The following is a 22,937-nucleotide window of genomic DNA, read 5'->3' on the forward strand; positions in this document are numbered from 1 at the left end:
AGCTCTTTACTCGAAGCAACCTGTTTATTTTTGACTAAAAAACATTCGTGATCTTGCCCTGTGATGTTACCCTCTATTTCAATAAATTATAAAATTTATCATGGCATTCTATTTTATATCCTATATACCAATCCAACTTCAAGATGCATGTTATATTTCCCTGCGTAGCAGAGAAATATAAGGCCTCACGTCGTCTTGCAGATTGCAACTTGAAGTTTATCGAATATATATTTTATTTCCATAAAATAGTTATTAACAACTAGCTTTTAACAAATAGCTCGTAACAAATAGCTTTTAGCAAATAGATATATACCAATCCAACGTCAAGATGCGGGTTATATTTCTCCACACAGCGGGGAAATATAAAGCCTCGCGTCGTCTTTAGAATTGCAACTTGAAGTTTATCGAGTATATTGTTGAACTTATATTAAAAAAGTCACCCTACAAATTAAAAACGAAGGAAATAAAACATGCCATCACCTGATTCACTGAAACAAGAAGATATTTATTTACAAAATGAGATAATTACAAAAATAGAATATCACTTACCCAACTTTCCCCAAGACGTAATCTGGAAAATGATTAATTTTAAAAACTGGTCAGGAGAAATTTGCGCCGACAATATACCATATTGTATACCTAGAACTATTGAAGAGGTGATTTCCGTTGTCAATTGGGCATGGAAAGAGAATTATAAACTAAGACCCATCGGACAATCCCATAATTGGTCACCACTCATATTGGAATCAGGGCAAAGTTTCAAAAATCATATTATATTGATGGATCTTTCTTCGCATTTCACCCATGTTAATATCGAGCATCGTGCGAAATTTTCTATAGTGACTGCACAACCCGGCGTATTAATGGAAACATTAATGGCCCAAATGGAAGAACAAGGCTTGGGTTTTACTGCCACACCTGCTCCCGGTGATTTAACACTCGGCGCTGTTCTTGCAATAAACGGGCATGGAACTGCCATTAAAGCCGTTGATGAAACGCCACTTCCTGGACACACATTTGGCTCCCTCAGTAATACGATATTATCCCTGTCTGCTGTTGTATGGGATAAAGAAAACCAGCAATATACCATTAAACGTTTTGAGCGAAATGAACCTGATTGTGCACCGTTATTAACGCATGTCGGAGGCGCTCTGATTTTAGAAGTGCAATTTCAGGCAGGTCAAAATCAACGCCTTCGCTGCCAAAGTTTCACCGATATTCCAGCGGATGAGTTATTTGCCCCGCCAGAAAACGCAAAAGAAAAACAGACCTTGAGTTATTTTCTGGATAAAAGTGGTCGTGCCGAAATCATTTTATTTCCTTTTACCAAGACACCGTGGCTAAAAGTCTGGAGTGTGGCACCAACCAAACCCGCTTCCAGCGTTGAAGTTAATGCGCCCTATAACTACCCATTTTCCGATAATATTTCATCAACCTTATCGGATATTGCGGATAATATTCTGGCCAACTTTCCGCTGATTACGCCGCTTGTTGGTGAAATGCAATATCAACTGACACATGCAGCCTTGCAAAACTATGGAAAAGATATCTGGGGTTGGAGTAAGAACCTGCTGTTATATGTCAAACCAACCACATTACGTGTCACCGCAAATGGTTATGCGGTATTAACACAACGTACAAATATCCAGCTTGTGCTGAATAAGTTTTATGCTCAGTGGCAGGGATTAATACAGCACTATGCAAACCAGGGGAAATATCCCATCAATGGCCCGCTTGAAGTTAGAGTCACTGGGTTAGATGATCCGGCTGAAGTGATACATACAGGAGCAACGGTTCCCAGCTTATCCGCTATTCGTCCCCGTTTGGATCATCCAGAATGGGATGTGGCCGTTTGGCTTGATGTCTTAACCTTTCCAGAAACCCCCTATGCCATTGAATTTTGCCACCAATTTGAACAATGGCTATTCAACGAATTTGATGGTTCTTATGCCTCTGCTCGTGTTGAATGGAGTAAAGGTTGGGCTTATGGTTCTCACACTGCATGGGAGAATAAAGAAATATTAACCAAAACAATCCCAGCGTCATTGACTGAGGGTTTGCCTGCTGATAACAACTGGACTTCAACAGTGGCAGCATTACAGAAGCACGATCCACATCACGTATTTAGATCACCATTATTGGATACCTTGTTTTCTGGTTAACCGCTTTCTGATTAGTAAGACCCTAATAAATAGCAGATATAAAAATACACCTGCTATTTATACTCGATAAACGTCAAGTTGCAATCCGCCAGACGACGCGAGTCCTTATATTTCCCCGCTGCGCGGGGAAATATAACACGGATGCTGACTTCACCCATTACGCCAATAAAAGCGACAATAATATTGGTTCAGTAAACTAAGGGGATCCTGTGTAATAAAAATACGAACCATCAGGATTCCTTGATACACTACAGATGACTTTAGTCATTAAGACGCTTTTTGTCGTAAAGACTAGCTCAATGATAAGATTTTTTAGCCTTAAGGAATCCTAATGTCTTTATACCAAGATAATCATGCGCTTTCCCAACTCACATTGGGTAAACCAACGCCCTACCGTGATAACTATGATCCTACTTTATTGCAAGCAGTTCCACGCAGTATGAACCGTGAACCGCTTGAGCTGTTTCCTGATAATCTTCCGTTTCATGGTGCAGATATCTGGACAATGTACGAACTCTCCTGGCTCAACGCACGCGGCGTTCCTCAAGTTGCCATCGGTCACGTCAGCCTGGATGCAGCCAGTGAAAACCTTATCGAATCAAAAAGCTTTAAACTTTATCTCAACAGTTTTAACCAAACCCGCTTTGCGGATTGGGAAACCGTACAAAAAACGTTGCAACAGGATTTATCTGCTTGCGCCAATGGCAATATTGAAGTTGTTTTGCATCCCCTCCACACTTTCAGCCAACAGCCAATTGCCGAATTTGAGGGAAAATGCATCGATAATCAGGACATTGACATTGATGATTATCAGTTCAGTCGCAATTATCTTAACCAGGCAGCCACAGGTCCTGTCGTTGAGGAGACTTTGGTTAGCCACTTGCTAAAATCAAATTGCCTGATCACCCACCAACCCGATTGGGGATCGGTAATGATCCGCTATCAAGGCCCTAAAATCGATCAGGAAAAACTATTGCGCTACCTGGTTTCTTTCCGCCACCACAATGAATTTCATGAACAATGTGTTGAGCGCATTTTCAATGACGTAATGACGTTATGCGCACCTGAAAAGCTGACGGTTTATGCACGTTATACCCGTCGGGGAGGATTGGATATCAATCCGTGGCGCAGTAACGAAGCGTTTACTCCAGCAACCGGAAGGTTAGCTCGCCAGTAATCATCGTCTGTACCCTAACCGGACTGCCGGATGAAGTCAGTTATACCCAACAGGGACATAAGTCATTATTGAGGGATCCCCATAAGGGGTAAAAGGAGTCATTTTGATTACGCATGTCAATCCATTAGGATCAATGAATTTACTCTCTCAGCTTGAAGTAGATATGCTCAAGCGTACCGCAAGCAGTGATTTATACCGCCTTTTCCGTAACTGTTCACTGGCGGTTCTTAATTCAGGCAGTCAAACAGATAACAGTAAGGAGTTACTATCAAAATATCAACATTTTGATATCAACGTCCTGCGCAGAGAGCGAGGGATAAAGCTGAAACTGATTAATCCCCCCGAAGACGCCTTCGTCGATGGTAAAATCATCCGTTCCCTGCAAGCCAATCTTTTTGCAGTACTGCGCGATATTTTATTTGTCCACGCACAAATTACCGATGCACAGAAGGCAAATCATTTGGATATGGGAAATGGTATGCATATTACCAATACCATTTTCTCCATCCTGCGCAACGCCAACGCACTGCATATCTCAGAAGATCCTAATATGATTGTTTGTTGGGGCGGCCATTCCATCAATGAGAAAGAGTACTTGTATGGGCGCAAGGTAGGCAATGAGCTGGGACTACGTGAACTGAATATCTGTACGGGATGCGGTCCCGGTGCAATGGAAGCACCGATGAAAGGCGCCGCGGTGGGACATGCCCAGCAGAATTACAAAAAAAGTCGGTTTATCGGCATCACAGAACCGTCAATAATTGCAGCAGAGCCACCTAATCCGCTGGTGAATGAGCTAATCATCATGCCGGATATTGAAAAACGTCTGGAAGCCTTTGTCCGTATCGCCCATGGCATCATTATCTTCCCCGGCGGAGTGGGAACGGCAGAAGAATTGCTGTATTTGTTGTCTATCCTGATGCATCCTGAAAATAAAGATCAAGTTCTGCCGCTGGTCTTGACTGGTCCCAAAGAGAGCGCCAATTACTTCCGGGTGTTGGATGAGTTTATTGTTAATACTCTGGGGGAACAGGCACGCCGGCACTATCACATTATTGTGGATGCCCCCTCAGAAGTCGCCCGTATCATGAAAAAAGCCATGCCGAAGGTCAAAGAAAAGCGCCGCGCGACCGGAGATGCCTACAGTTTCAACTGGTCACTGAAAATCGGCTCTGATCTACAATCTCCTTTCATGCCAACCCATGAAAACATGGCTGATTTGAATTTATACCCAAACCAATCGGCAGAGAAACTTGCCTCCGCGCTCCGGCGCGCATTTTCTGGTATTGTGGCAGGCAATGTCAAAGAAGCGGGTATTTACGCCATAGAAAAACACGGGGCATTCAAGATCCACGGTGATGCAGATATTATGCATCGCATGGATGACCTGTTGAAAGATTTTGTCGAGCAGGATCGCATGAAACTCCCCGGAGGTACGGCTTATGAACCCTGTTATGAGATAATCACATAAATCGCGGATACCTTTTCTCATCAATATTCAATGAGGCTGGTGCCAGGGAATAAATCCACGGATGGACTATAACGACCATGATACATCTTCTGATTGTAGACGCCTTAAACCTGATTCGGCGCATCCATGCAGTACAGGGCAGCCCCTGTATTTCGGCCTGTGAACATGCGTTAAAGCAGTTAATCACCCACGCATCACCGACTCACGCGGTTGCGGTATTTGATGAAGCTGATCGCAGCCATAGCTGGCGCCATCAACTGTTCCCGGATTACAAAGCGGGCCGCTCTGCCATGCCGGACAACTTGCAGCAAGAAATGCCCTTAATTAAGCAGGCATTCAACGCGCTGGGGGTGGCTTGCTGGCACGCAGAAGGGCATGAAGCGGATGATTTAGCGGCCACACTGGCAACAAAAGTCGCCAATAGCGGGCATTATGTCACCATCGTTTCAACAGATAAGGGCTATTGCCAGCTCCTTTCCCCCAATATCCAGATTCGTGATTACTTCCAAAAGCGCTGGCTGGATCTGCCTTTTGTCCAGCAAGAGTTTAGTGTTGAGCCTGACCAGCTTCCCGATTATTGGGGGCTTGCCGGTATCAGTAGCAGTAAGATCCCAGGCATTCAGGGAATTGGTCCCAAAACGGCCGCCCTCCTGCTGCAACAAGCGGGTTCGCTGGATAATTTATTCCAAAACCTGGACGCCCAGCCGGATAAATGGCGCAAAAAATTGGCATCTCACAAAGAAATGGCTTATATCAGCCGTGAAATTGCTTCACTAAGAACTGATTTGACCTTACAGGGCAATTTACAGCAACTGCGGCTTATTAATAAATAAACTGTTCTCTGTCAGTGAATAATGCGTGATACCCGTTTCTATTATGCGAATCTTAAGGATAAAGAAGACGGGATATCACACTTTAATCATCTCAACCAAAATAATCAGCAATTAACCTAATATGTTCACCCTGTAACTGGCCTGATTCATCTAATAACCCAATCCACGCTTTCATATAGTCATATTTTGCCTGAGAGAGTTCACGACGGGCGGTATAAAGCTGTTGCTCGGCATTCAATATATCGACATTCACTCTCTGCCCCAACGCCACACTTTTTTGCGTCGCTTTCACTTGCAATGCGGCCGCTTCCACCGCCGTTTCATAGGCGCGTATCCGCTTTTCACCGTTCACGCAAGCGTTATAATTGCGCCTCAGTGCGTTCAGGATTTCCCCCGTCTGTGCATCCATTTCGAATTTAGTCTTGCCATAATTTGCGGCTGATTGGCGCACCGCTGCCGCAGTGCCTCCGCCATTATAGAGATTTATGGAGAGTCGTAAGCCAATGGAATCCGTCCGGTATTGTTGGTCAATGCTGTTGTCACTACTGGATTTATTTTCGCTATGGGAAGCATATAGCTCCAGTTTCGGCAGATATCCCGCCCGGTTACGCTCAATATCATGGTACGCAACATCCACTTTCTGGCGGGCGGCCGCCAGTTGTGGGTTCTGACGTAATGCCAGTTGTTCCCAATCGGTGTAGTGTGCTAAATCCAGTTTGATGGTTTTGAACGGCGGGGAGTCGGATAAACGCTTAACCGGTACATCTGCTGGCAACGGGATGCCAACTAATAACTGCAAGCCACGAATAGCGGCATCCAGCTCATCTTGCACCGCTAACTCATCAGCCAGTACCTGACTGTAACGCGCCTGAGTTTCCGCCACATCGGTACGAGTACCTTCACCGGAAGCAAACAGTTTCTGGTTACGTTCCAGTTGCTCCTCATAGGCTGCCCGCTGTTGCACAACCTGTGCCAGCCGATCCTGCGCATAAGCGACCGCTACATAGCTGTTCACCACCCTGACCGCCAATTGCTGGTTATCCGCCCGAAAACGGCTATCACTCATCAGGGTATAAGCCTGACGGGTTCGATAACGCGCCCAGGCCTCAAAATCGATCACCGGCTGGGTCAAAATAATCGCACCGCTATAGCTATCATACTGCCGATCACGGCTCTCCCTGACGCTTCTTCCCCGCAGGTCTAACGATTGCGAGTCCATCTTTTGCCCATTTTTGGGGGCATTCTGGTAACTGAAAGATAGCTTGGGCAACAGTTCCGCCAGCCCAAGATTTTTCTCTTCCTGTCCCGCTTCCTGCTCTTTGATAGCAGCCTGAAACGTTGGATCGTGCTGCAATGCCAGCGCATAAGCCTCCGTTAAGGAAAGCGCACTGGCAAAACGGGGAAATATCAATATCGACATCAGCAATACTGACGCTGGCAATAATTTGCTGGAAAACAGGGGAGATAAAGAAGCCCGTCTATTGGCAAAACTGTGATACATCAACATCCCCTATTACTCCTCAATCAGCGAGGTAGACGCCCTGTCCATTAATGGCTTGAACAGATAACTCAACAACGAACGCGAACCGGTTTTGACGAATACGTCAACCGGCATCCCCGGTCTGATATTCAATCCGGCCAGTTTCGCCATGCCATCAGGACTGACTTTCAATCGCATCTGGTAATAAGGCTCTCTTGTCCGTTCATCCACCAGACGGTCAGCGGAAACCACCATCACCTTGCCCGTGACTTTCGGTGTTCGGTTCTGGTTGAACGCGGTAAACATTAAGTCAACCTCTTGCCCCACGGCAACCTTATCAATCAGGTTCACCAGCAGACGCGCCTCGATTTCCAGCGCACTCTGGGTCGGCAGGATCTCCATCAGCTTCTCACCGGCAGCCACCACCCCCCCTTGAGTGAACACGGTTAATCCAACCACTGAGCCATCCACCGGGGCCATGATAGAAGTCTGTGACAAATCAAATTGTGCCGTTTCCAGCTTATTTCTCAGCTCATTCGCCAGAACCTGTACATCAGATAACTGGCTGCGTACCTCACGCTGGTAATCCGCCTGACGCTGGATAATTCGCTGCTGCGTTTCCTGCCGCTGCTTTTCAAGCTGGCCCATTTTTCCGGTCATTTCCGCGATACTGCCACTTAATTCACTTTGGCTACGCTGTAATTCCAGATAGCGGTTACGGGGGAAATAGCCCTCTTCCGTCAGGGGCTGCAAATTTGTCACCTGTTCTTTAAGCGAAACTTGCTGCTGCTGTTTACTTACCCGCGCTTCGCGCAATCCCCTGATTTGGAAATTCAGTCCCTCTTCGGCCTGCTGCATTCCCGCCAGATCACTACGCAGCATCTCACGACGTGATAAAAAGAGCTGTCTTTGCAGGGCCAGCGTCTCGTTAATGCGTGGCTCCGATTGCAGATCCAGTAACGCAGGCGGGAAAACCATAGCATCCTGCCCTTGCTGCTCGGCCAAAAGTCGGGCTTCTGTTGCCAATGTGGTGTAAAGCTGCTGTTTCAGTGAATCAATTTGTGCATTAACCTGCACCTGGTTGAGCTGAACCAAAACTTGCCCCGCCTTGACTTGTTCCCCCTCGTTCACCTGAATTTGACTGATAATGCCATTAAGCGGGGATTGTATCGTTTTACGGTTACCATCAACCACGACAGTACCAGAAGAAGCCACCCCCTTATCGAGGGGCGCAAAGGCCGCCCAGACGAAAAACCCGACAATGCCGATCCCAATCACCAACCAGCCCATTCGCAGGTAACGATTTGCATCCAGCGGCAATAATTCCGATACCGCGTTTTGGGCATCCTTTGCGTTAGTCTGATAGGACATCTTTACTCCCAGAGAGAATATCCCAAGTATTGAAATAGGGTTGAATCATGTTACGAAGCACGTTCGACCACGTTTAACTGTGACTGTGACGAAGATTGAGACAGCGCGGCCATCACTTGCTGGGAAGGGCCAAACATTTTCATTTTCCCCTGCACCAACAGCAAAATTTTGCTTGTTTGCGAGAGCAATGAAGGCCGGTGCGTAATAACAACCACGGTTTTCCCCTGTTCCCGCAATTGTGCGATCGCATGGCTTAGCGCTTTTTCACCCACATCATCCAGATTCGAGTTAGGTTCATCCAACACGATGAGCGATGGATTACCATACAGAGCGCGAGCCAAACCGAGGCGTTGTTTCTGCCCACCGGATAATCCCATCCCTCCCGCGCCGATTACCGTGTCATAACCGCGCTCAAGATTGAGCACCAATTCGTGGACACCGGCTTTTTTCGCCGCCTCGATCACTTTTTCCGGTTCAATATCATTAAAACGGGCGATATTCTCCGCGATTGTGCCGCCAAACAGTTCAATATCCTGCGGCAGATAACCAATAAATGCCCCTAACTCATCTTTATTCCATTGGTAGATATCCGCATCATCAAGCCGTACCACGCCTTCTTGCGCAGGCCATATCCCGACCAGCAGACGAGCCAATGTCGATTTCCCCGACGCACTGGGACCAATCACACCCAGCACATCACCGGCATCCAGAGCAAAGTGGATATCCTGCAAAACATATTGGTTATTCGGCGCTGATCCGTTTTGCGAGAATTGCAATGCCCGTGTTTTACCCGGTGGCATTGCGGATACTTTTTCCAGCAACAACACACCGTTAGGCGCGGGCAATGACATGCCACTTTTGCGCTCCGGTTGGGCTTTCAGCAGCTTGTCCAGCCGTTGCCAGGATAAACGGGCAGCACTCCAGCTCTTCCATACCTGTATCAACTGTTCAATCGGCGACAACGCCCTTCCCATCAAAATGGAACCGGCAATCATCATCCCGGGTGTGATATGGCCTTCAATCGCCAACCAGCCACCTAAACCCAGGATCAACGACTGCAAAGCCATACGTATCGTTTTGGTCAACGCCGTGATAGCGGCTGATCGTTCGCTGGCAATACGCTGAAAATTGAGAAAACGCTGATGCAGGCCAAACCAGCGGTGACGCAATGCCGGCAACATACCAAGCGCTTCAATCACTTCGGCATTGCGTAAGTTGGTACTGGCTAAATTGGCTGAACGTAAAGAAAGGTGGCTGGCTTCCGCCAAAGGTGCCTGGGATAACCACTGGTTCAATACCGCCAACGTGATCAAAATGATCGCCCCAACCAATGCCAACAACCCCAAATACGGGCTGAACAGGAAGATGACGCAAAGATAAACCGGAAACCAGGGGGCATCAAAAAAGGCAAACAGGGCATTACCGGTCAGAAACTGGCGGATAGTTGCCAAATCATTGAGCATCTGCCCTGCATCGGTGGAACCATTTCTCAGGTTGGATTCATAGGACGCGGTATAAACCCGTTGATTCAGGCACATATCAAACTGACTGCCGATACGGATCACCACCTGACTTCGGATATATTCCAGCCCGCCCATCATGGCGAACATCCCCAGCGTGATCAACGTTAGCATCAGCAAGGTCATTTCATTACTGGATGGCAGTACTCGATCATAGACTTGCAGCATATAAATGGAGGGAACCAGCATCAGCAAGTTGATAAATGCCGTAAATAATCCAATCGTCCAGAAGACCTTGCTGCGTACACGGATAACCTCCGTGATTTCATCCTGCGGAAAGCGTAGTTTCACTGCAATCTCTTTATCATTAACTAAAGCAAAACAAATGGGTTATCTGGATACGCCACTGAATGTCATGAACAGTTCCCTGCCATCAACAAAGTAAGCAATCCACTGTTCTGATTCATGGCTAAAAAAGGCCAGGCTATTGCCGTCATTATCGGTCAATGTGATGCCATCTGGAGACGGATACCAGCCTTCGACAGGCTGTCCAACCAATTCAGTCACACACGTATTACTTTTCAAAGCCCAAAGCGAACCATCGGGTAAACGGGTATCGGTCAGTTCAATACTGCACAACTTATTTCCATCAGAGAGTTCCCATAATCCTTTCAACTCACCTGCGGCTGGAAGCCTTAAACTACTCGCCATACATCCTCCGACAAAAAAGAGCGCAAAAATTATTGATAAGAGCGATTTCGATCTAAAAAACCGACAGCCACAAAGTAAGAAGTCCACCCTTTCCACCTTTCCACTTTTCCACTTTTCCACTTTTCCACTTTTCCATAATACTGCCGTATCCTGCGGGGAAGTACGGCAGTATTCTATTAACGTGATGACATCAATCAGACAATGAAATCTGCTTCGGCTAACGGTTGACCAACAACTTTCACCAGAAAATCGTTGCCAGCCAGATCACCACCAAGACTGATTTCCAGATCGGTGACCTCATTCACTTCATCGTAAGTGAACAGCACTTCGCCCGCTTTACCTGAGAAGGAATCGACAAATTTAATATCGCCATTACCCCCGAAATTGAACTCAGACAGATCGATCTTGTCTTCACCAGAGACGAAATCGTGGATCCAGTCTGGATTGTCTTTCAGAGATTCTTTGCCATCCAGATAAACAAAGGTATCGTTGCCTTCACCGCCCCACAGATGATCACCACCTAGACCGCCATAAATGATGTCGTTGCCGGCACCACCTTTCAGGATGTTATCTGCGCTGTTACCCACCAGAATGTCATCGCCGCTGCCGCCAATCGCATTCTCAATAACAACACCACGGGCGATAGAAACGTTACCTTTCAGGCCGCCAACATCAGAGAAAGCACCTTCATTCAGGTTGATACGCTGATTTTGAGTAAAACCAGAGAAATCAAAAGTATCTTCACCCCCCGCATCCCAGACACTGAACACCAGTTTGCTGTCTGCATCCGTTGCGGTCATAAAGTCGCGGTCAGTATTGGAATTGAAACCATATATGGTATCTCCCGTACGGGTTTCCATATTCGCACCATACAACGCCTGAATGGCAGAAATATCATTCAACAGAGGTGCCGATGAATATTCATATTTAAAATCTTGGCCGGTATATTTTTCACTGAAATAACTCATGACCGTATAGGCACGAGTATCTTCGAAATATTCTGCTTTCGTGATATAGCCTGGACGCACTTTATCAGAAGCATCATAATCGGCAGGATGGTCCAGTCCTAATGCATGACCAATTTCATGAGTGAAAGTTTGACGGGCATAACCATTCACATCAATATCATTGTCTACAAACGTATGGCTTTTAGCGTGATACCATGTAAAAGTGTTTTTTTGTCCTTGTGGCAAATTTGCAAATGCATAATCATCGTTGTCACTATGATCAAAGAAACCAAAAGTGATATTCGCTTTTTTAACACTACTGACTTCGGTAAATTTAATATTGGCAACATCAGACCAGGATTGTAAAGAAAGTTTCGCTGTTTCTTTTTGTTCTTCATTAAAAGCACTGAAGCCAGAAATTTCAAACAACGGCATGATAGCCGGTGCAGATTCCATGAAATGATACGATAATTTCAAGGTGCCAGTAGAATCAACATACTTATTGGACCACTTATAATGACCCCGCAGAAGTTTATCAGGTGCATTGTCTCCTAATGGATCATGAGCAACCCGAATAGAGGTGTCGTAATTGGGAACATAGGCTTTAAGAAATGAATTAACCTCCTGAGCGGAATTGGAATCAGATAACCCCGTATAGGTATACTTTTTCTTTGAGACCATATAAATCTCCTGTAAAAACAAGATAAACACCCTAAAAATCCGAAATTTTCATAATAACGGCGGTAAGAGTTTTAAATTCTTTCTAAGACCCACTTAGAAATAAAACTCCAGAACAAAATAGCGTTAGTTACTGTCTGTGTAAAAATAATTAATATACTTTTTTAGAATACATATTGAACAAATTTAATTTATGTAATTAATTATTAATTTCACAATGAAATTTTTTTGATAATAAAAAAACAACATAATTTAGTAATAAATAATGTTGTTTTTATCTGCTGAAAATTGATCTTAAGAAAGAATTATCTCTTTACCTGTTTTTTCCCTACTTTTTCCCTATTTTTTTAAAGGCGGGTTATTTTTTATTCAACTTGAAATTAGTTCCACATCTCTGGGTTTTACATTGCGTATCTGGGATAAGGGTAACCGAAATAGCTGAATTAAGTGGTATGACAACAGATAAATAGGATAATAAGGCAATAGATAGAATAAATAAGTGCTGCCAATAAGGCAGCATATTTAACAATAAAGAGTGGTATCAATAATCCCGACTGGTTGCATACACAGACCAGATCCGACGGACATGTACCGTGATCTCTTCACGATCGTGATACAGGTGTTTCGCCTGAATCTGTGCATTCACCCCATTTTCTTGCAATTGCTGTTCTATTTTCAGCAAGATATGCGCCACTTCCTCATAACGCTTCTTCATCGGCAATTTAAGATTAAAAATAGCCTCACGACACCAACTGTTTACCAGCCAATCCGTCATAAGTTGGGCAACTTTGGCCGGTTTCTCAACCATGTCACAAACCAGCCAGTAAATGTTTTTCACTGCCGGCTCAAACTTAAAGCCATCGATACGATGATGCTTCACCTGGCCTGTTTCCATCAGGCTATCCGCCATCGGGCCATTATCGACCGCATGAACCATCATGCAGCGTTTCACCAGCTGGTAAGTCCACCCCCCCGGACAAGCTCCGAGATCCACAGCATGAAGGCCGCTATCCAGACGCTCTTCCCATTCATCATAAGGAATGAACACATGAAAGGCCTCTTCCAGTTTCAGCGTTGAACGGCTTGGAGCATCTGAAGGGAATTTCAGGCGGGGGATGCCCATATAGAAACGGGAGTTATTGTTGCTGTTGGAATACCCGACATAACAACAACCGGGAGCGATGAAAAAGACATGGATCACAGGGCGACCCGCGTTTTCCTTTGCCAGCAAAAGTTTTTCCTGCCGCATTGCATTACGCAGCGGCACCGTAAACTTACGGCAAAATTTCATCAACTCCTTGCCTTCATTGGTATCCGGCACTTCCACTCGCAGCTCACCCGCTCTTTCAACAACACCGAATAACATGCCAATAATCGGTGTAATGCGATCTTCCGACGGTAAATCTTTCAGCAATTCACCCACAACCAACATTTGACGGGCAAAAATCAATTCACTGAACGGAACTTCACGGATCAGACGATCCGCATCATCCGGCTGATAACATTCAAACAGCACATATCCACTGTTCTCTTTCACACGGGCGAAACCGTAGATTTCTTTCTTACCCGCTTTATCGGTAATTTCCGCCGCACACTCTTTTTCAAAACCCGGACGGCAATATAAAGCAACTTTATTCATGGCTAGGCGCCGATTTCCTTAGACGCAGAGCGCCAATTAATACACATAACCACCCAATGAGAAAACAGAACCCACCGATTGGTGTCAAATAAACCAGAAATTTTAGCGGTAAAAAGGCCAGACAATAAAGGCTGCCACTAAACAGCACAATTCCCGCCGTAAAAAAAATCCCACTCCAACCAAACGGCGCTACAGGCTGACGCATCAACAAAGCGGCCAGAGCCATCATGGCGAGTGTATGTAGCCCTTGATATTGCAGGCCGGTATGAATCCATTCCATCTGGCGTGGTGTCAGAATGGGTGCCAACATATGTGCCCCCATCGCTCCCAGTGCCACGTAGAAAAAACCACTGATCCCAACCAAAATCAGCATGATTCGACTGCTCATCACACAGCTCCTGTTTCTGTTTATCAGCTATTGGGTATCACTATTAAGTCTGTTGGGTAATAAACCCTAACCTTTCTTGTTCCGTCGCGGCTTGCGTCAGTATCCATTTGCGGAAAGCCGCGATCTTGCCCAATTCTGCCTGATTATCGTGGCAAACCAAATAAAATGCATTCTTACTGACTAAAACATCATTAAATGGATAAACAAGACGCCCTGCATCAATTTCATTTTGTGCCATCACATTATTGGCCAGGGCAACACCCTGACCATGCACGGCCGCCTGGATCACCATCGCGCTATGGCTGAATATCGGTCCCTGCTGAACATTAATCTGCTGCTGCATATCAAGCTGGCGGATATAGGCTTGCCAATCCCGTCGGGATGAATCATGCAATAAAGTATGATTGGCGAGATCTGAGGAGGTTTTCAATGGCCGATCACCTGCCAGCAATGCCGGAGAGCAGACAGGTAACAGATATTCAGGATAGAGGCGATCGGTTCGCAACCCCGGCCAGTTACCCCGACCATAAAAAATTGCGACATCAACATCATCAGCCAGTTTATCTTCTTCCCGATCCACTGCCTGAATACGGACATCAATCCCCGGAAAACTCTGATGAAAACCTGAAAGCCGGGGCACTAACCACTGAATCGCAAAACTGGGAGATAAACTGACCGTTAACGCGCCTTTGGCACTGCGAGCCTGGAGTTTACGGGTTGCGTCATTGATGGCGGTAAAAATTTCCTTGATATCGAGATAGTAACTCTGTCCCTCTTCCGTCAACAATAACGAACGGTTACGACGACGAAAAAGCTTTAATCCCAGAAAATCTTCCAGACTTTTCATTTGATGACTAACCGCAGCCTGAGTCACAAATAATTCTTCTGCCGCTTTAGTAAAACTTAAATGACGGGCCGCAGCATCAAAAACGCGTAACGCATTGAGTGGAGGTAAACGTTTAGACATGTTCGTTTCTTATATAATGGTGATGATACCGGTAACTCTTTTCATTTAGTTATTAGTTTTTTTAATCCGAATCATTATAATTTGTCCATTGATGATATACCAGCAAATCCCTATAGTGTGCGCACTTCCTATAGCCGGAACGAAAAGTCTCTTTGTAGCGATACATTGGTGCTTTTGGCTTTGTGGTTGTGATGTTGTGTTTGCAAGTTGTCTGGAAAACCAGACTTTGTAGCATATGCTACTGTTTTTTTTCACTTCCTGTACATTTACCCTGTCTGTCCATAGTGATTTTTTTATGCACCGCCAATTGCGGTGCTTTTTTTCCCTGCCTTCTGCTGTAGAATCCTCCTTTCCCTGATTAAAGCAAAACTTATTCTTTATCACACAACGATTAAATCAGCAGCGTTTATGAAAACCTTTGACTCAGAAAAATTCCGTCAGCAATTTCCTGCCCTGCAACAATCCATCACGTTTCTGGACAGTGCCGCTACGGCATTAAAACCGGCATGCATGATTGAGGCGACCGGAGATTATTACCAACACCACAGTGCAACAGTACACCGCAGTCAACATGCCACTGCGCAGGCCATGACTGCCCGTTATGAGCAGGCCCGTTCTCTGGTGGCGGAATTGATCAATGCGTCATTACCTGAAGATATTATCTGGACAAAAGGGACGACTGAGTCCATCAATCTGGTTGCCCAAAGTTACTTTCGCCCTCGCCTGAACGTCGGGGATGAAATCATTGTCAGTGAACAGGAACACCACGCTAACCTGTTACCGTGGCTGATCCTGGCGGAACAAACCGGCGCCAAAATAGTTCAATGGCCGATTGGCAATCGACGCCAACCAGAAATCGGAACCCTGGCAGAACTATTGAATGAAAAAAGCCGCTTAGTTGCCACCAGCCAGATGTCTAACGTTACCGGTGCCGCAGTAGATTTGGCACAAGTCACCGCACTAGCCCATCAATATGATTGCCGTGTTCTGGTCGATGGTGCTCAGGGGATCGTTCACGCGCCTGTCAATGTACAACAACTGGATATCGACTTTTATGCCTTCTCTGCCCATAAACTGTATGGCCCAAATGGACTGGGTGTGTTGTATGGCAAAAGCGAATTACTGAATGCGATGTCACCGTGGCATGGCGGCGGAAAAATGCTGACTCAAGTCTCGTTCGCGGGTTTCATACCGGAAGCCGTACCTTACCGTTTTGAAGCGGGAACACCCAATATCGCCGGCGTGGTTGGCTTTGCCGCAACCCTGGAATGGTTGAAAACGATTGATACCCAGCTCGCTGAATCCCACGCGATTGCGCTGACAGATTACACCGAACAACAACTTAGCACTCTGGCGGGCTTTAACAGTTACCGTGTGGCGGGTTCCAGCGTGCTGGCTTTCAATATCGCCGGAATACACCATAGTGATTTAGCGACGCTGATTGCCGAACAAAACATCTCCCTGCGTTCAGGCCAACACTGTGCCCAGCCATTGTTGGATGCTCTTGGGATCAGCGGCTGTCTGCGCGTTTCATTCATGCCTTATAATAACCAGCAAGATGCGGATAGATTGATCAGTGCCGTAAAGTTTGCACTATCACTGCTGATGGATGATTGATATTGTCCTGTTATCAATTACCTCATTATAAATGCCTATCAAATATACCAATCTGACTTCAAGATGCGTGTTATATTTCCCCGCTGTGCGGGGAAATATAAGGCCTCGCGGCGTCTTGCGGATGGCAACTTGAAGTTTATCGAGTATAGCACTCTACTCATCATTGGACTTAACTGAAATTGCATATGATAAATCATTAACTCCATGAACCTGATCCACCACCAATGCCTGATATAGTGGAAATAGCGGCGCTTTGGAAATGACCAAGCAAATGACTGTGTGAATCAAAGAAAAGTAAACTAAAGTATACGGGCGAGGCATTAAACTCGAAACTGACAGTATCAGAATAAACTTTACCTAAATCTTCGGTATAAACATAGCCTTCCATCCAGGCAAAACCGGGAGAAGTCAGCCCGCCGGCCTTCCCACTAAAAGACTTTTTATCAATATTTACTTCCAGGCTAAACAGTAGGAAAAAAACGATGCCTTGTACATCACCTGTCGTGTAATATTTATCATTACTTGAAGAAGCTATTCTTTTTACGGCCTCACCAATAACATTGGGTTCCAATTTATCCTTTGCATATTGTTTAAAATCCTCAATGATTTTAAATTTTATTTCATTTTGTTCTACTTCGTTCATAATATTATCCTCTTTTATATTCCATAAATGGAGAAAAAAACAACAGCCAAAATATATTATTTTATTTATCATATTCTTAGGCATAGGAATAATATACCAATCCAACTTCAAGATGCGTGTTATATTTCCCCGCGCAGCGGTGAAACATAAGACCTCGCGTCGTCTTTCGGCTTGCAATTTAAAGTTTATTGAGTATAAGCTGATTAAGCATTAATGCATTTTTAACTCACAATCATTAACCTCAAAATCATTATAAAATTCAATATCAACAGCTAAAAAAACATATTATATAAAAAAGAAAAAACAAATGATTCCTGAAGATAAATAGAATTTATTATTTGTTGTATCCTATGTTCTTGCTGAGGAAATCTCAGTGTTAAGTCAGCGGCGGCCCAATCTTTAAACGCCCCTCTATAGTTGCTCATCTGCCACACTTGTAGTATTAGCGACATTATTGAATCATCAAAAGGGGTGTGAGTTGTAAAATGACAATCAATGATTGAACGTATTAGATTAGTATTGGTAACGTGTGTTACAGCAGAATTATTAGTAATAAATTGTCCATATAACCTTAAATAAATATTATCTGTAATATTCACATGGGCACTTTGTCCAGCTAGAAAAGTTACTGGAACAGTATTATTTATTCTCCATATATCCCTTCTGGAAGTTTCCCAAAAACCTAATTTCAAAACATTTCCAAAAATTTCTTGATACTCGTGACTCTCAACTGTATTAGTCAGTCTATCTATATTAATTTCGATATTATTTATCGGGTTATTACCTCTGACTTCCACAATATCACTGCCAACCAGATCCTTAATCTGTCTGAAACCGCGTACATACTCTGTTTCCATGACAGCCTGAACGCCAGCCGTAGTGTAACTATGACTACTTCCCGCCGCCGCCGCACCTCTGCCACTCAGCCCATGAGAAAAACTCTCGGTCAACCTTTCACCGGTCTGCCGCATTCCCCGCGCCAGCCCGCCCAGCAGCCCACTGCCCAAACTTAATGCCCCCAGAGCGAGGGATACCCAGCCCAGCACCGCTGATTTCTGCGGGTTGCTCTCTTCCATCACCGCACTGGCAATCCCGGTGGCATCGCCCAAAAAGCCGATCCCCGCTAAAATCGCGCTGCTAAGAGTCAGAGACGCACCTCCCGTCGGGATCACCGTTGCCAGCCCGATGACCAAACCTATCGTCCCAAAGACAATGCCCAGAATACTGCCTATGCTCATTTGCCCGCTGGGATCGCTCCGGTTTATCGGATCACCCAAACAGTATGCATATGGGTTCAGCCCTCCGGCACCAAACGGACTTAAGCTGTCCGGGGCGGTAAACCGCATCAGTACCGGATTGTAGGTACGGTAGCCATTGCCCAGATGATAACCGCCGCCCACCGGATCGAAGGCTTCCCCGGTATACGCTGGCTGAACGGAGTCCTGTTCGTCTGTTGCCTGCTGTCCATACGGCGTGTAGCGATAGCGGGTCAGGGTATCAGGATGCTGTTGTCTCATCAGCACACTGCCCTGCCCGTCAGTACCCAGTAAGTGTATGCCACTGTCGGTGACTGTTGCCGCCAGCACCCCGTTCGCCTGTACTCGCTGGGTTTCTGCCCCGCTTTCCCGCAGCACTTCCATCACCCGCATGTTGCCCTGATAATACAGTTCCTGCGTCTGCGTACCGTTCAGCCGTTGCAGTGCCAGCCGGCCTGCCGCATCGTACCCGTAATCACAAGTGTTTTCGTTCAGCTTGGCTGATGTGAGCCTGCCCAGCGCATCGTAGGTAAGCTCTCGCCCGGTCTCATCCCGGATCAGCCGCCCATTCTTATCGTAAGCCAGAGTGATTTCCGCCGGATAGCCCGGATGGGTATGAGTAATACGCTGTAACTGGCAGGTATCGGACGGGCTGTAACTGAACGTCGCCGTATCACTGCTGCCATCCGTCAGCGTGGTGATACAGGTCAGGATATTACCCAGCCTATCATAAGTGAACTGCTGGCGAGCCAGTGTCATACCATAGGCATCCCGTGGGCACTCGCTCCCTGTGCACTGATAATCAGTCAGCCAGCGGCGGGCAGTATCGTAAGTGTAGCTTTCCTGCCGTAACAGGCCGGCCTGTTGTGATCGGGTCATCCGGCTCGCTAACTGACCAATAACGGTATGGGTCTGCGTCAGTGTCAGTATGTCAGTGTCGCTTTCGATCTGGCGTTCCGTTTCCCGGCCAAAATCATCCCAGTTCAGCGTGGTCATCAGTTGCCGCGTTGTTTTTTTATCCTGTATCGTCCAGCGGTTAACCCGGCTGGCGGCATCATAGGAAAAGGTCATGCGGAGGGCATCGTCAGCCATTTCAACCGGCCGCCCCAGCGTATCAAAACGCAGCCGCCGGCTTCGGCCTTCTGCCGTTGAAAATCCCCGGTATTCCGTCAGTCTGCCAGCCGGCGAGTAACTGTATTCTGCGTTCCGAACCGCTCCCGCGCCGGGATCGTCAAAACACACACTTTCTTGCTGTAACTGCCCGGCAGGGGTATAACTGAGTTGCTGAGTAACCTGCTGTGCCGTCACCGCCCGAATCATCGCGCCGGTTTTAGTCTCATAGGTAAAGTTCTGTTGGATACCCGCCGTGATCATCTGGAGCAACGCGTTGCCCAGCCGGGGTTCATACTGCTGCTGCGATGTCTGCCCCTGCGCATCGGTGATCGTTGCCGGTGCAGGATTACTGGTCTGATAGGTCGCCCGTTGGGTACGGTCGCCAACCGTGGTAGATATCGCCCTGTGCAGGCTGTCAAACTCACGGATACCCAGCACTTTTCCGTCGGCTTCTATCTGCGTCAGTAACGCACCGACGCTGAACGGCGCATAACTTTTGCGCACTATGGTGCCATCGCTGTACTGGATCACTGATACCCGGTTAAATACATCATAACGGTATTCGGTCTTCTGCCCCTGCGCATCCACCGTGGCGCGTAATCGGCCCAGTCCGTCATAATCGTTCTTTTGCTGGCTGACCTGTTGTCCCTGACTGTCATATTGCGTTACGGTCAACGGCTGGTGTCGCAGGTCGTAGACGACTTCTGTATAACCGAACGACAGGCCATCCGCTTCCGTTTGATGCCGAGTCGTCAGAGTGACCGGATCATACTCCTGCCGCAACCGTTTTCCGGTGTCATCCGTTACCCGGCAAGGTTGCCCCCAGTTGTCGTAAGTGGTTTGCTGACGAATGGAAACCGGCCTGGCCGGTGCCTCTTTTTCTGGATCTGTTCCCATTGGTAACCAGTCATGGTACGTTTTCGCGATAACCCGTCCCCAGCTGTCCCGTTCGGTGTCTGAAACCTGACGCCAGCCCGCCGCTTCCTGCCCTTTCGCCAGTATTTCCTGCTGATAAGACTGTCCTTTTCCGTCAAGCCGGGTGCGCATCTGATTGCCCCAGACATCCTGTTGGGTGGTGGTGAGCACGTTATCTTCTTCAATAGTATAAGTAAACTGAGTATCGCGGGCGTAATCCGTGTCGGCATTATTCACATGTTTCAGCAGGCGTCCCAGTGCATCATAGGTATAGTGTGCCGTACAACTCAACGGGTCTTGTTCACGCAAGATTTTTCCACTGACACACGATATTACCTGCATGCCACTGACGGTCAGCCCGTCATGTCCGCACCACTGCATGGTACTTTGCAGTTCTCCGTCTGCCAGGCTGTAGCTGAAACGCTTCTGGCTGATCCAGTGCTGCGGGGTGTCCGTTGAAGTGTTATCCGGCACACTGTAGACCGTTACTTCAATCAATGCCAACCGCCCGTGGTAGTGAGGCTGATCTGGCTGATCCACATAATGCGTTTGGCTGGCTTGCAGTAACTGACTGCCGCTGTACATTTCTTGCCGGGTACACACCACAGCATATGAGTTCGGGCTGCCGGAACGGGTGGATAAGGTATCATAACGATAGTGCACCTGATGCACCGGTGCATCGTCATAGCCCGCTGTCGGTGCTGGCGTTACTGTTTTAGATTTCACGTAACGCACAAACCCGTGCGGATCTGCCGGGCACAGGTCGGCTTCCCCTTCTACTGGGTAATATACCCATTCAGTACGGGTGCCGTCCGGCGCTACCTGAACGGTCGGGTTGCCCGCCGCATCAAATTCAGTCTGCGTCACTTCTTCCCGCTGGCCACTGTCACTGATAAAACGCACAGTAGCGGATTGCGGTAACTGGAACTGCGGCTGCTGGTTATCAAAACTCTGTCCAATGCGGGCATAATATTTTGTCTCGTGCTGACGCTGACAGCTGTTTTGCTGCACGTTTTCTGAAATCAGCAGATGGTAATTATTGTAAAGCCGGGTAATATGCCGCTGTTCTGTGCCATTATTCCAATGCTCGGTTGAGCCATAGTGATAATTTGTCAGGACACCGTAGAGATAGTCATCATCCTCATTCCAGCTCTCATGACTGCCATACCCCAGAAAATTATATTCGGTATATTCATAGTTCCTGATGACATCAGGATTTCGCTTAGTTTGTTGAGTGTGTCGGGTGACATAAGGCAACGGCGGTAGATGGGCGTGACTAGGGAAGTCATGCCCCTCAAAATCGTAATCCACAAATTCAGCAATGCCGGTCGGTGATGAAATCCGGGTTAAGAACCCGCTGTCTGAGTCATACCCCAGTTCCCAGCTTAATGTTTGGTCACCCGCCTCATTATGGATATGAGTAACCCGGTCATTCTCAAAGTCTAACCGGATAACATAAGATTCCGGTGTGTCGGGCCAGACCATAATACGGGTATAGATAGCCGCTTTATACTGGATTTTTAACAGCACCTGATTTTCGTCTGATACTGTAACAAGGCGGGGGATTCCCCCCATTCCATAATCCCAGTTCAGTGTCAGAGTACACCCCAGTGGGTTGATAATGTGAGTGGGGATTTTGAGATCACAGAGATTCCGGGGACCGGTCAGTATTTCCACCTGACCGGATTTATGGATCACTCGGTAAACATTTTGTCCGACATCTTTTTCAAACCGAATAACATCCTGTTTGTATTGTTTCAAAAAGACCCGGTCATCGGTTTCAAATACTTTATACCGTTCGCCGGTTGAAAGCATTAACAACCGGTTTTCAGCATCATAGTGCGTGAGTCCCAGCGAAAAACCGATGCCAAAACCAATATCGCTCGAATTGAGCGGGCTATAAGACAGTGCAAAAGTCTGCTCTGGGCCAAGCTGGTTATTGCCGATAAGGTGTGCCAGCGGCATCGCGTAATTAAATAACCCGGTACGCGGATCGACACGGCCCGTTGCTGTGCTCTGAAAATTAGCGGCCTGGGAGAAAAAATTATCACTCATCTTTGTCACCTATCTTTCTTTGAGAACAGAATATTTTGGTCGTTAAAACTCTAT

Annotated in this window: 15 protein-coding genes; 5 read left to right on the forward strand and 10 right to left on the reverse strand. The window is 46.6% G+C overall.

The window, feature by feature from the left end; genetic code table 11:
* The first annotated feature begins 578 nt into the window (after positions 1–578).
* The 4 genes from AAY47_RS16635 (at position 579) to xni (ending at position 5,643) form a co-directional block, all read left to right on the forward strand.
* Positions 579–2,162, forward strand: coding sequence for a cholesterol oxidase substrate-binding domain-containing protein (locus AAY47_RS16635; RefSeq protein WP_235428394.1), 1,584 nt, complete (start codon positions 579–581; stop codon positions 2,160–2,162).
* 331 nt (positions 2,163–2,493) lie between these two features.
* Positions 2,494–3,339: an NADPH-dependent 7-cyano-7-deazaguanine reductase QueF gene (gene queF, locus AAY47_RS16640; RefSeq protein ID WP_047771255.1), complete on the forward strand. Its 846-nt coding sequence runs from the start codon at positions 2,494–2,496 to the stop codon at positions 3,337–3,339.
* A 103-nt stretch (positions 3,340–3,442) separates the two neighbouring features.
* Positions 3,443–4,810: a nucleotide 5'-monophosphate nucleosidase PpnN gene (gene ppnN / locus AAY47_RS16645; protein ID WP_047771257.1), complete on the forward strand. Its 1,368-nt coding sequence runs from the start codon at positions 3,443–3,445 to the stop codon at positions 4,808–4,810.
* Positions 4,811–4,887: 77 nt separating this feature from the next.
* Entirely contained in the window at positions 4,888–5,643 is a 756-nt protein-coding gene (xni, locus tag AAY47_RS16650; protein WP_047771258.1) for a flap endonuclease Xni, read from the forward strand.
* Positions 5,644–5,734: 91 nt separating this feature from the next.
* On the opposite strand, the gene AAY47_RS16655 is transcribed toward xni, so the two are convergent.
* The 8 genes from AAY47_RS16655 to AAY47_RS16690 form a co-directional block, all read right to left on the reverse strand.
* On the reverse strand, positions 5,735–7,063 hold the full coding sequence (locus tag AAY47_RS16655) for a TolC family outer membrane protein (protein WP_047771302.1): 1,329 nt from the start codon (positions 7,061–7,063) through the stop codon (positions 5,735–5,737).
* A gap of 93 nt (positions 7,064–7,156) precedes the next feature.
* On the reverse strand, positions 7,157–8,494 hold the full coding sequence (locus AAY47_RS16660; protein ID WP_047771259.1) for an HlyD family type I secretion periplasmic adaptor subunit: 1,338 nt from the start codon (positions 8,492–8,494) through the stop codon (positions 7,157–7,159).
* 50 nt (positions 8,495–8,544) lie between these two features.
* On the reverse strand, positions 8,545–10,305 hold the full coding sequence (locus AAY47_RS16665; protein ID WP_047771261.1) for a type I secretion system permease/ATPase: 1,761 nt from the start codon (positions 10,303–10,305) through the stop codon (positions 8,545–8,547).
* A 39-nt stretch (positions 10,306–10,344) separates the two neighbouring features.
* Positions 10,345–10,665 carry an AprI/Inh family metalloprotease inhibitor gene (locus AAY47_RS16670; protein ID WP_047771262.1) on the reverse strand — a complete coding sequence of 107 codons (321 nt, stop codon included), beginning with the start codon at positions 10,663–10,665 and terminating at the stop codon, positions 10,345–10,347.
* A 194-nt stretch (positions 10,666–10,859) separates the two neighbouring features.
* Entirely contained in the window at positions 10,860–12,293 is a 1,434-nt protein-coding gene (locus AAY47_RS16675; protein ID WP_047771263.1) for a serralysin family metalloprotease, read from the reverse strand.
* 538 nt (positions 12,294–12,831) lie between these two features.
* Positions 12,832–13,929 (reverse strand): 23S rRNA (cytidine(2498)-2'-O)-methyltransferase RlmM, encoded by a 1,098-nt coding sequence (gene rlmM, locus AAY47_RS16680; protein WP_047771265.1) that lies wholly within the window; start codon positions 13,927–13,929, stop codon positions 12,832–12,834.
* Positions 13,922–14,317: a DUF423 domain-containing protein gene (locus AAY47_RS16685; protein ID WP_047771266.1), complete on the reverse strand. Its 396-nt coding sequence runs from the start codon at positions 14,315–14,317 to the stop codon at positions 13,922–13,924. The genes rlmM and AAY47_RS16685 overlap by 8 nt, the downstream gene beginning before the upstream one ends.
* A gap of 43 nt (positions 14,318–14,360) precedes the next feature.
* Positions 14,361–15,284, reverse strand: coding sequence for a transcriptional regulator GcvA (locus AAY47_RS16690; protein ID WP_047771267.1), 924 nt, complete (start codon positions 15,282–15,284; stop codon positions 14,361–14,363).
* A gap of 408 nt (positions 15,285–15,692) precedes the next feature.
* On the opposite strand from AAY47_RS16690, the gene csdA reads away from it, so the two are divergent.
* On the forward strand, positions 15,693–16,901 hold the full coding sequence (csdA, locus tag AAY47_RS16700; RefSeq protein ID WP_047771270.1) for a cysteine desulfurase CsdA: 1,209 nt from the start codon (positions 15,693–15,695) through the stop codon (positions 16,899–16,901).
* 196 nt (positions 16,902–17,097) lie between these two features.
* On the opposite strand, the gene AAY47_RS16705 is transcribed toward csdA, so the two are convergent.
* Positions 17,098–17,544, reverse strand: coding sequence for a VapA/VapB family virulence-associated protein (locus AAY47_RS16705; protein WP_047771271.1), 447 nt, complete (start codon positions 17,542–17,544; stop codon positions 17,098–17,100).
* Between the two features lie 272 nt (positions 17,545–17,816).
* Positions 17,817–22,883, reverse strand: coding sequence for an RHS repeat-associated core domain-containing protein (locus AAY47_RS16710; RefSeq protein ID WP_047771272.1), 5,067 nt, complete (start codon positions 22,881–22,883; stop codon positions 17,817–17,819).
* Between the last annotated feature and the right edge of the window lie 54 nt (positions 22,884–22,937).

The organism is Xenorhabdus griffiniae (assembly GCF_001028135.1).
Taxonomy (GTDB): domain Bacteria; phylum Pseudomonadota; class Gammaproteobacteria; order Enterobacterales; family Enterobacteriaceae; genus Xenorhabdus; species Xenorhabdus bakwenae.

Bases quoted from the DNA above. Each gene is read 5' to 3' on its own strand.
- AAY47_RS16635 (WP_235428394.1), top strand. From the start codon at position 579: ATGATTAATTTTAAAAACTGGTCAGGAGAAATTTGCGCCGACAATATA.
- AAY47_RS16690 (WP_047771267.1), bottom strand. From the start codon at position 15,284: ATGTCTAAACGTTTACCTCCACTCAATGCGTTACGCGTTTTTGATGCT.
- AAY47_RS16670 (WP_047771262.1), bottom strand. From the start codon at position 10,665: ATGGCGAGTAGTTTAAGGCTTCCAGCCGCAGGTGAGTTGAAAGGATTA.
- xni (WP_047771258.1), top strand. From the start codon at position 4,888: ATGATACATCTTCTGATTGTAGACGCCTTAAACCTGATTCGGCGCATC.
- AAY47_RS16705 (WP_047771271.1), bottom strand. From the start codon at position 17,544: ATGAACGAAGTAGAACAAAATGAAATAAAATTTAAAATCATTGAGGAT.
- AAY47_RS16685 (WP_047771266.1), bottom strand. From the start codon at position 14,317: ATGAGCAGTCGAATCATGCTGATTTTGGTTGGGATCAGTGGTTTTTTC.
- AAY47_RS16655 (WP_047771302.1), bottom strand. From the start codon at position 7,063: ATGTCGATATTGATATTTCCCCGTTTTGCCAGTGCGCTTTCCTTAACG.
- AAY47_RS16710 (WP_047771272.1), bottom strand. From the start codon at position 22,883: ATGAGTGATAATTTTTTCTCCCAGGCCGCTAATTTTCAGAGCACAGCA.
- AAY47_RS16660 (WP_047771259.1), bottom strand. From the start codon at position 8,494: ATGTCCTATCAGACTAACGCAAAGGATGCCCAAAACGCGGTATCGGAA.
- rlmM (WP_047771265.1), bottom strand. From the start codon at position 13,929: ATGAATAAAGTTGCTTTATATTGCCGTCCGGGTTTTGAAAAAGAGTGT.
- queF (WP_047771255.1), top strand. From the start codon at position 2,494: ATGTCTTTATACCAAGATAATCATGCGCTTTCCCAACTCACATTGGGT.
- csdA (WP_047771270.1), top strand. From the start codon at position 15,693: ATGAAAACCTTTGACTCAGAAAAATTCCGTCAGCAATTTCCTGCCCTG.
- AAY47_RS16675 (WP_047771263.1), bottom strand. From the start codon at position 12,293: ATGGTCTCAAAGAAAAAGTATACCTATACGGGGTTATCTGATTCCAAT.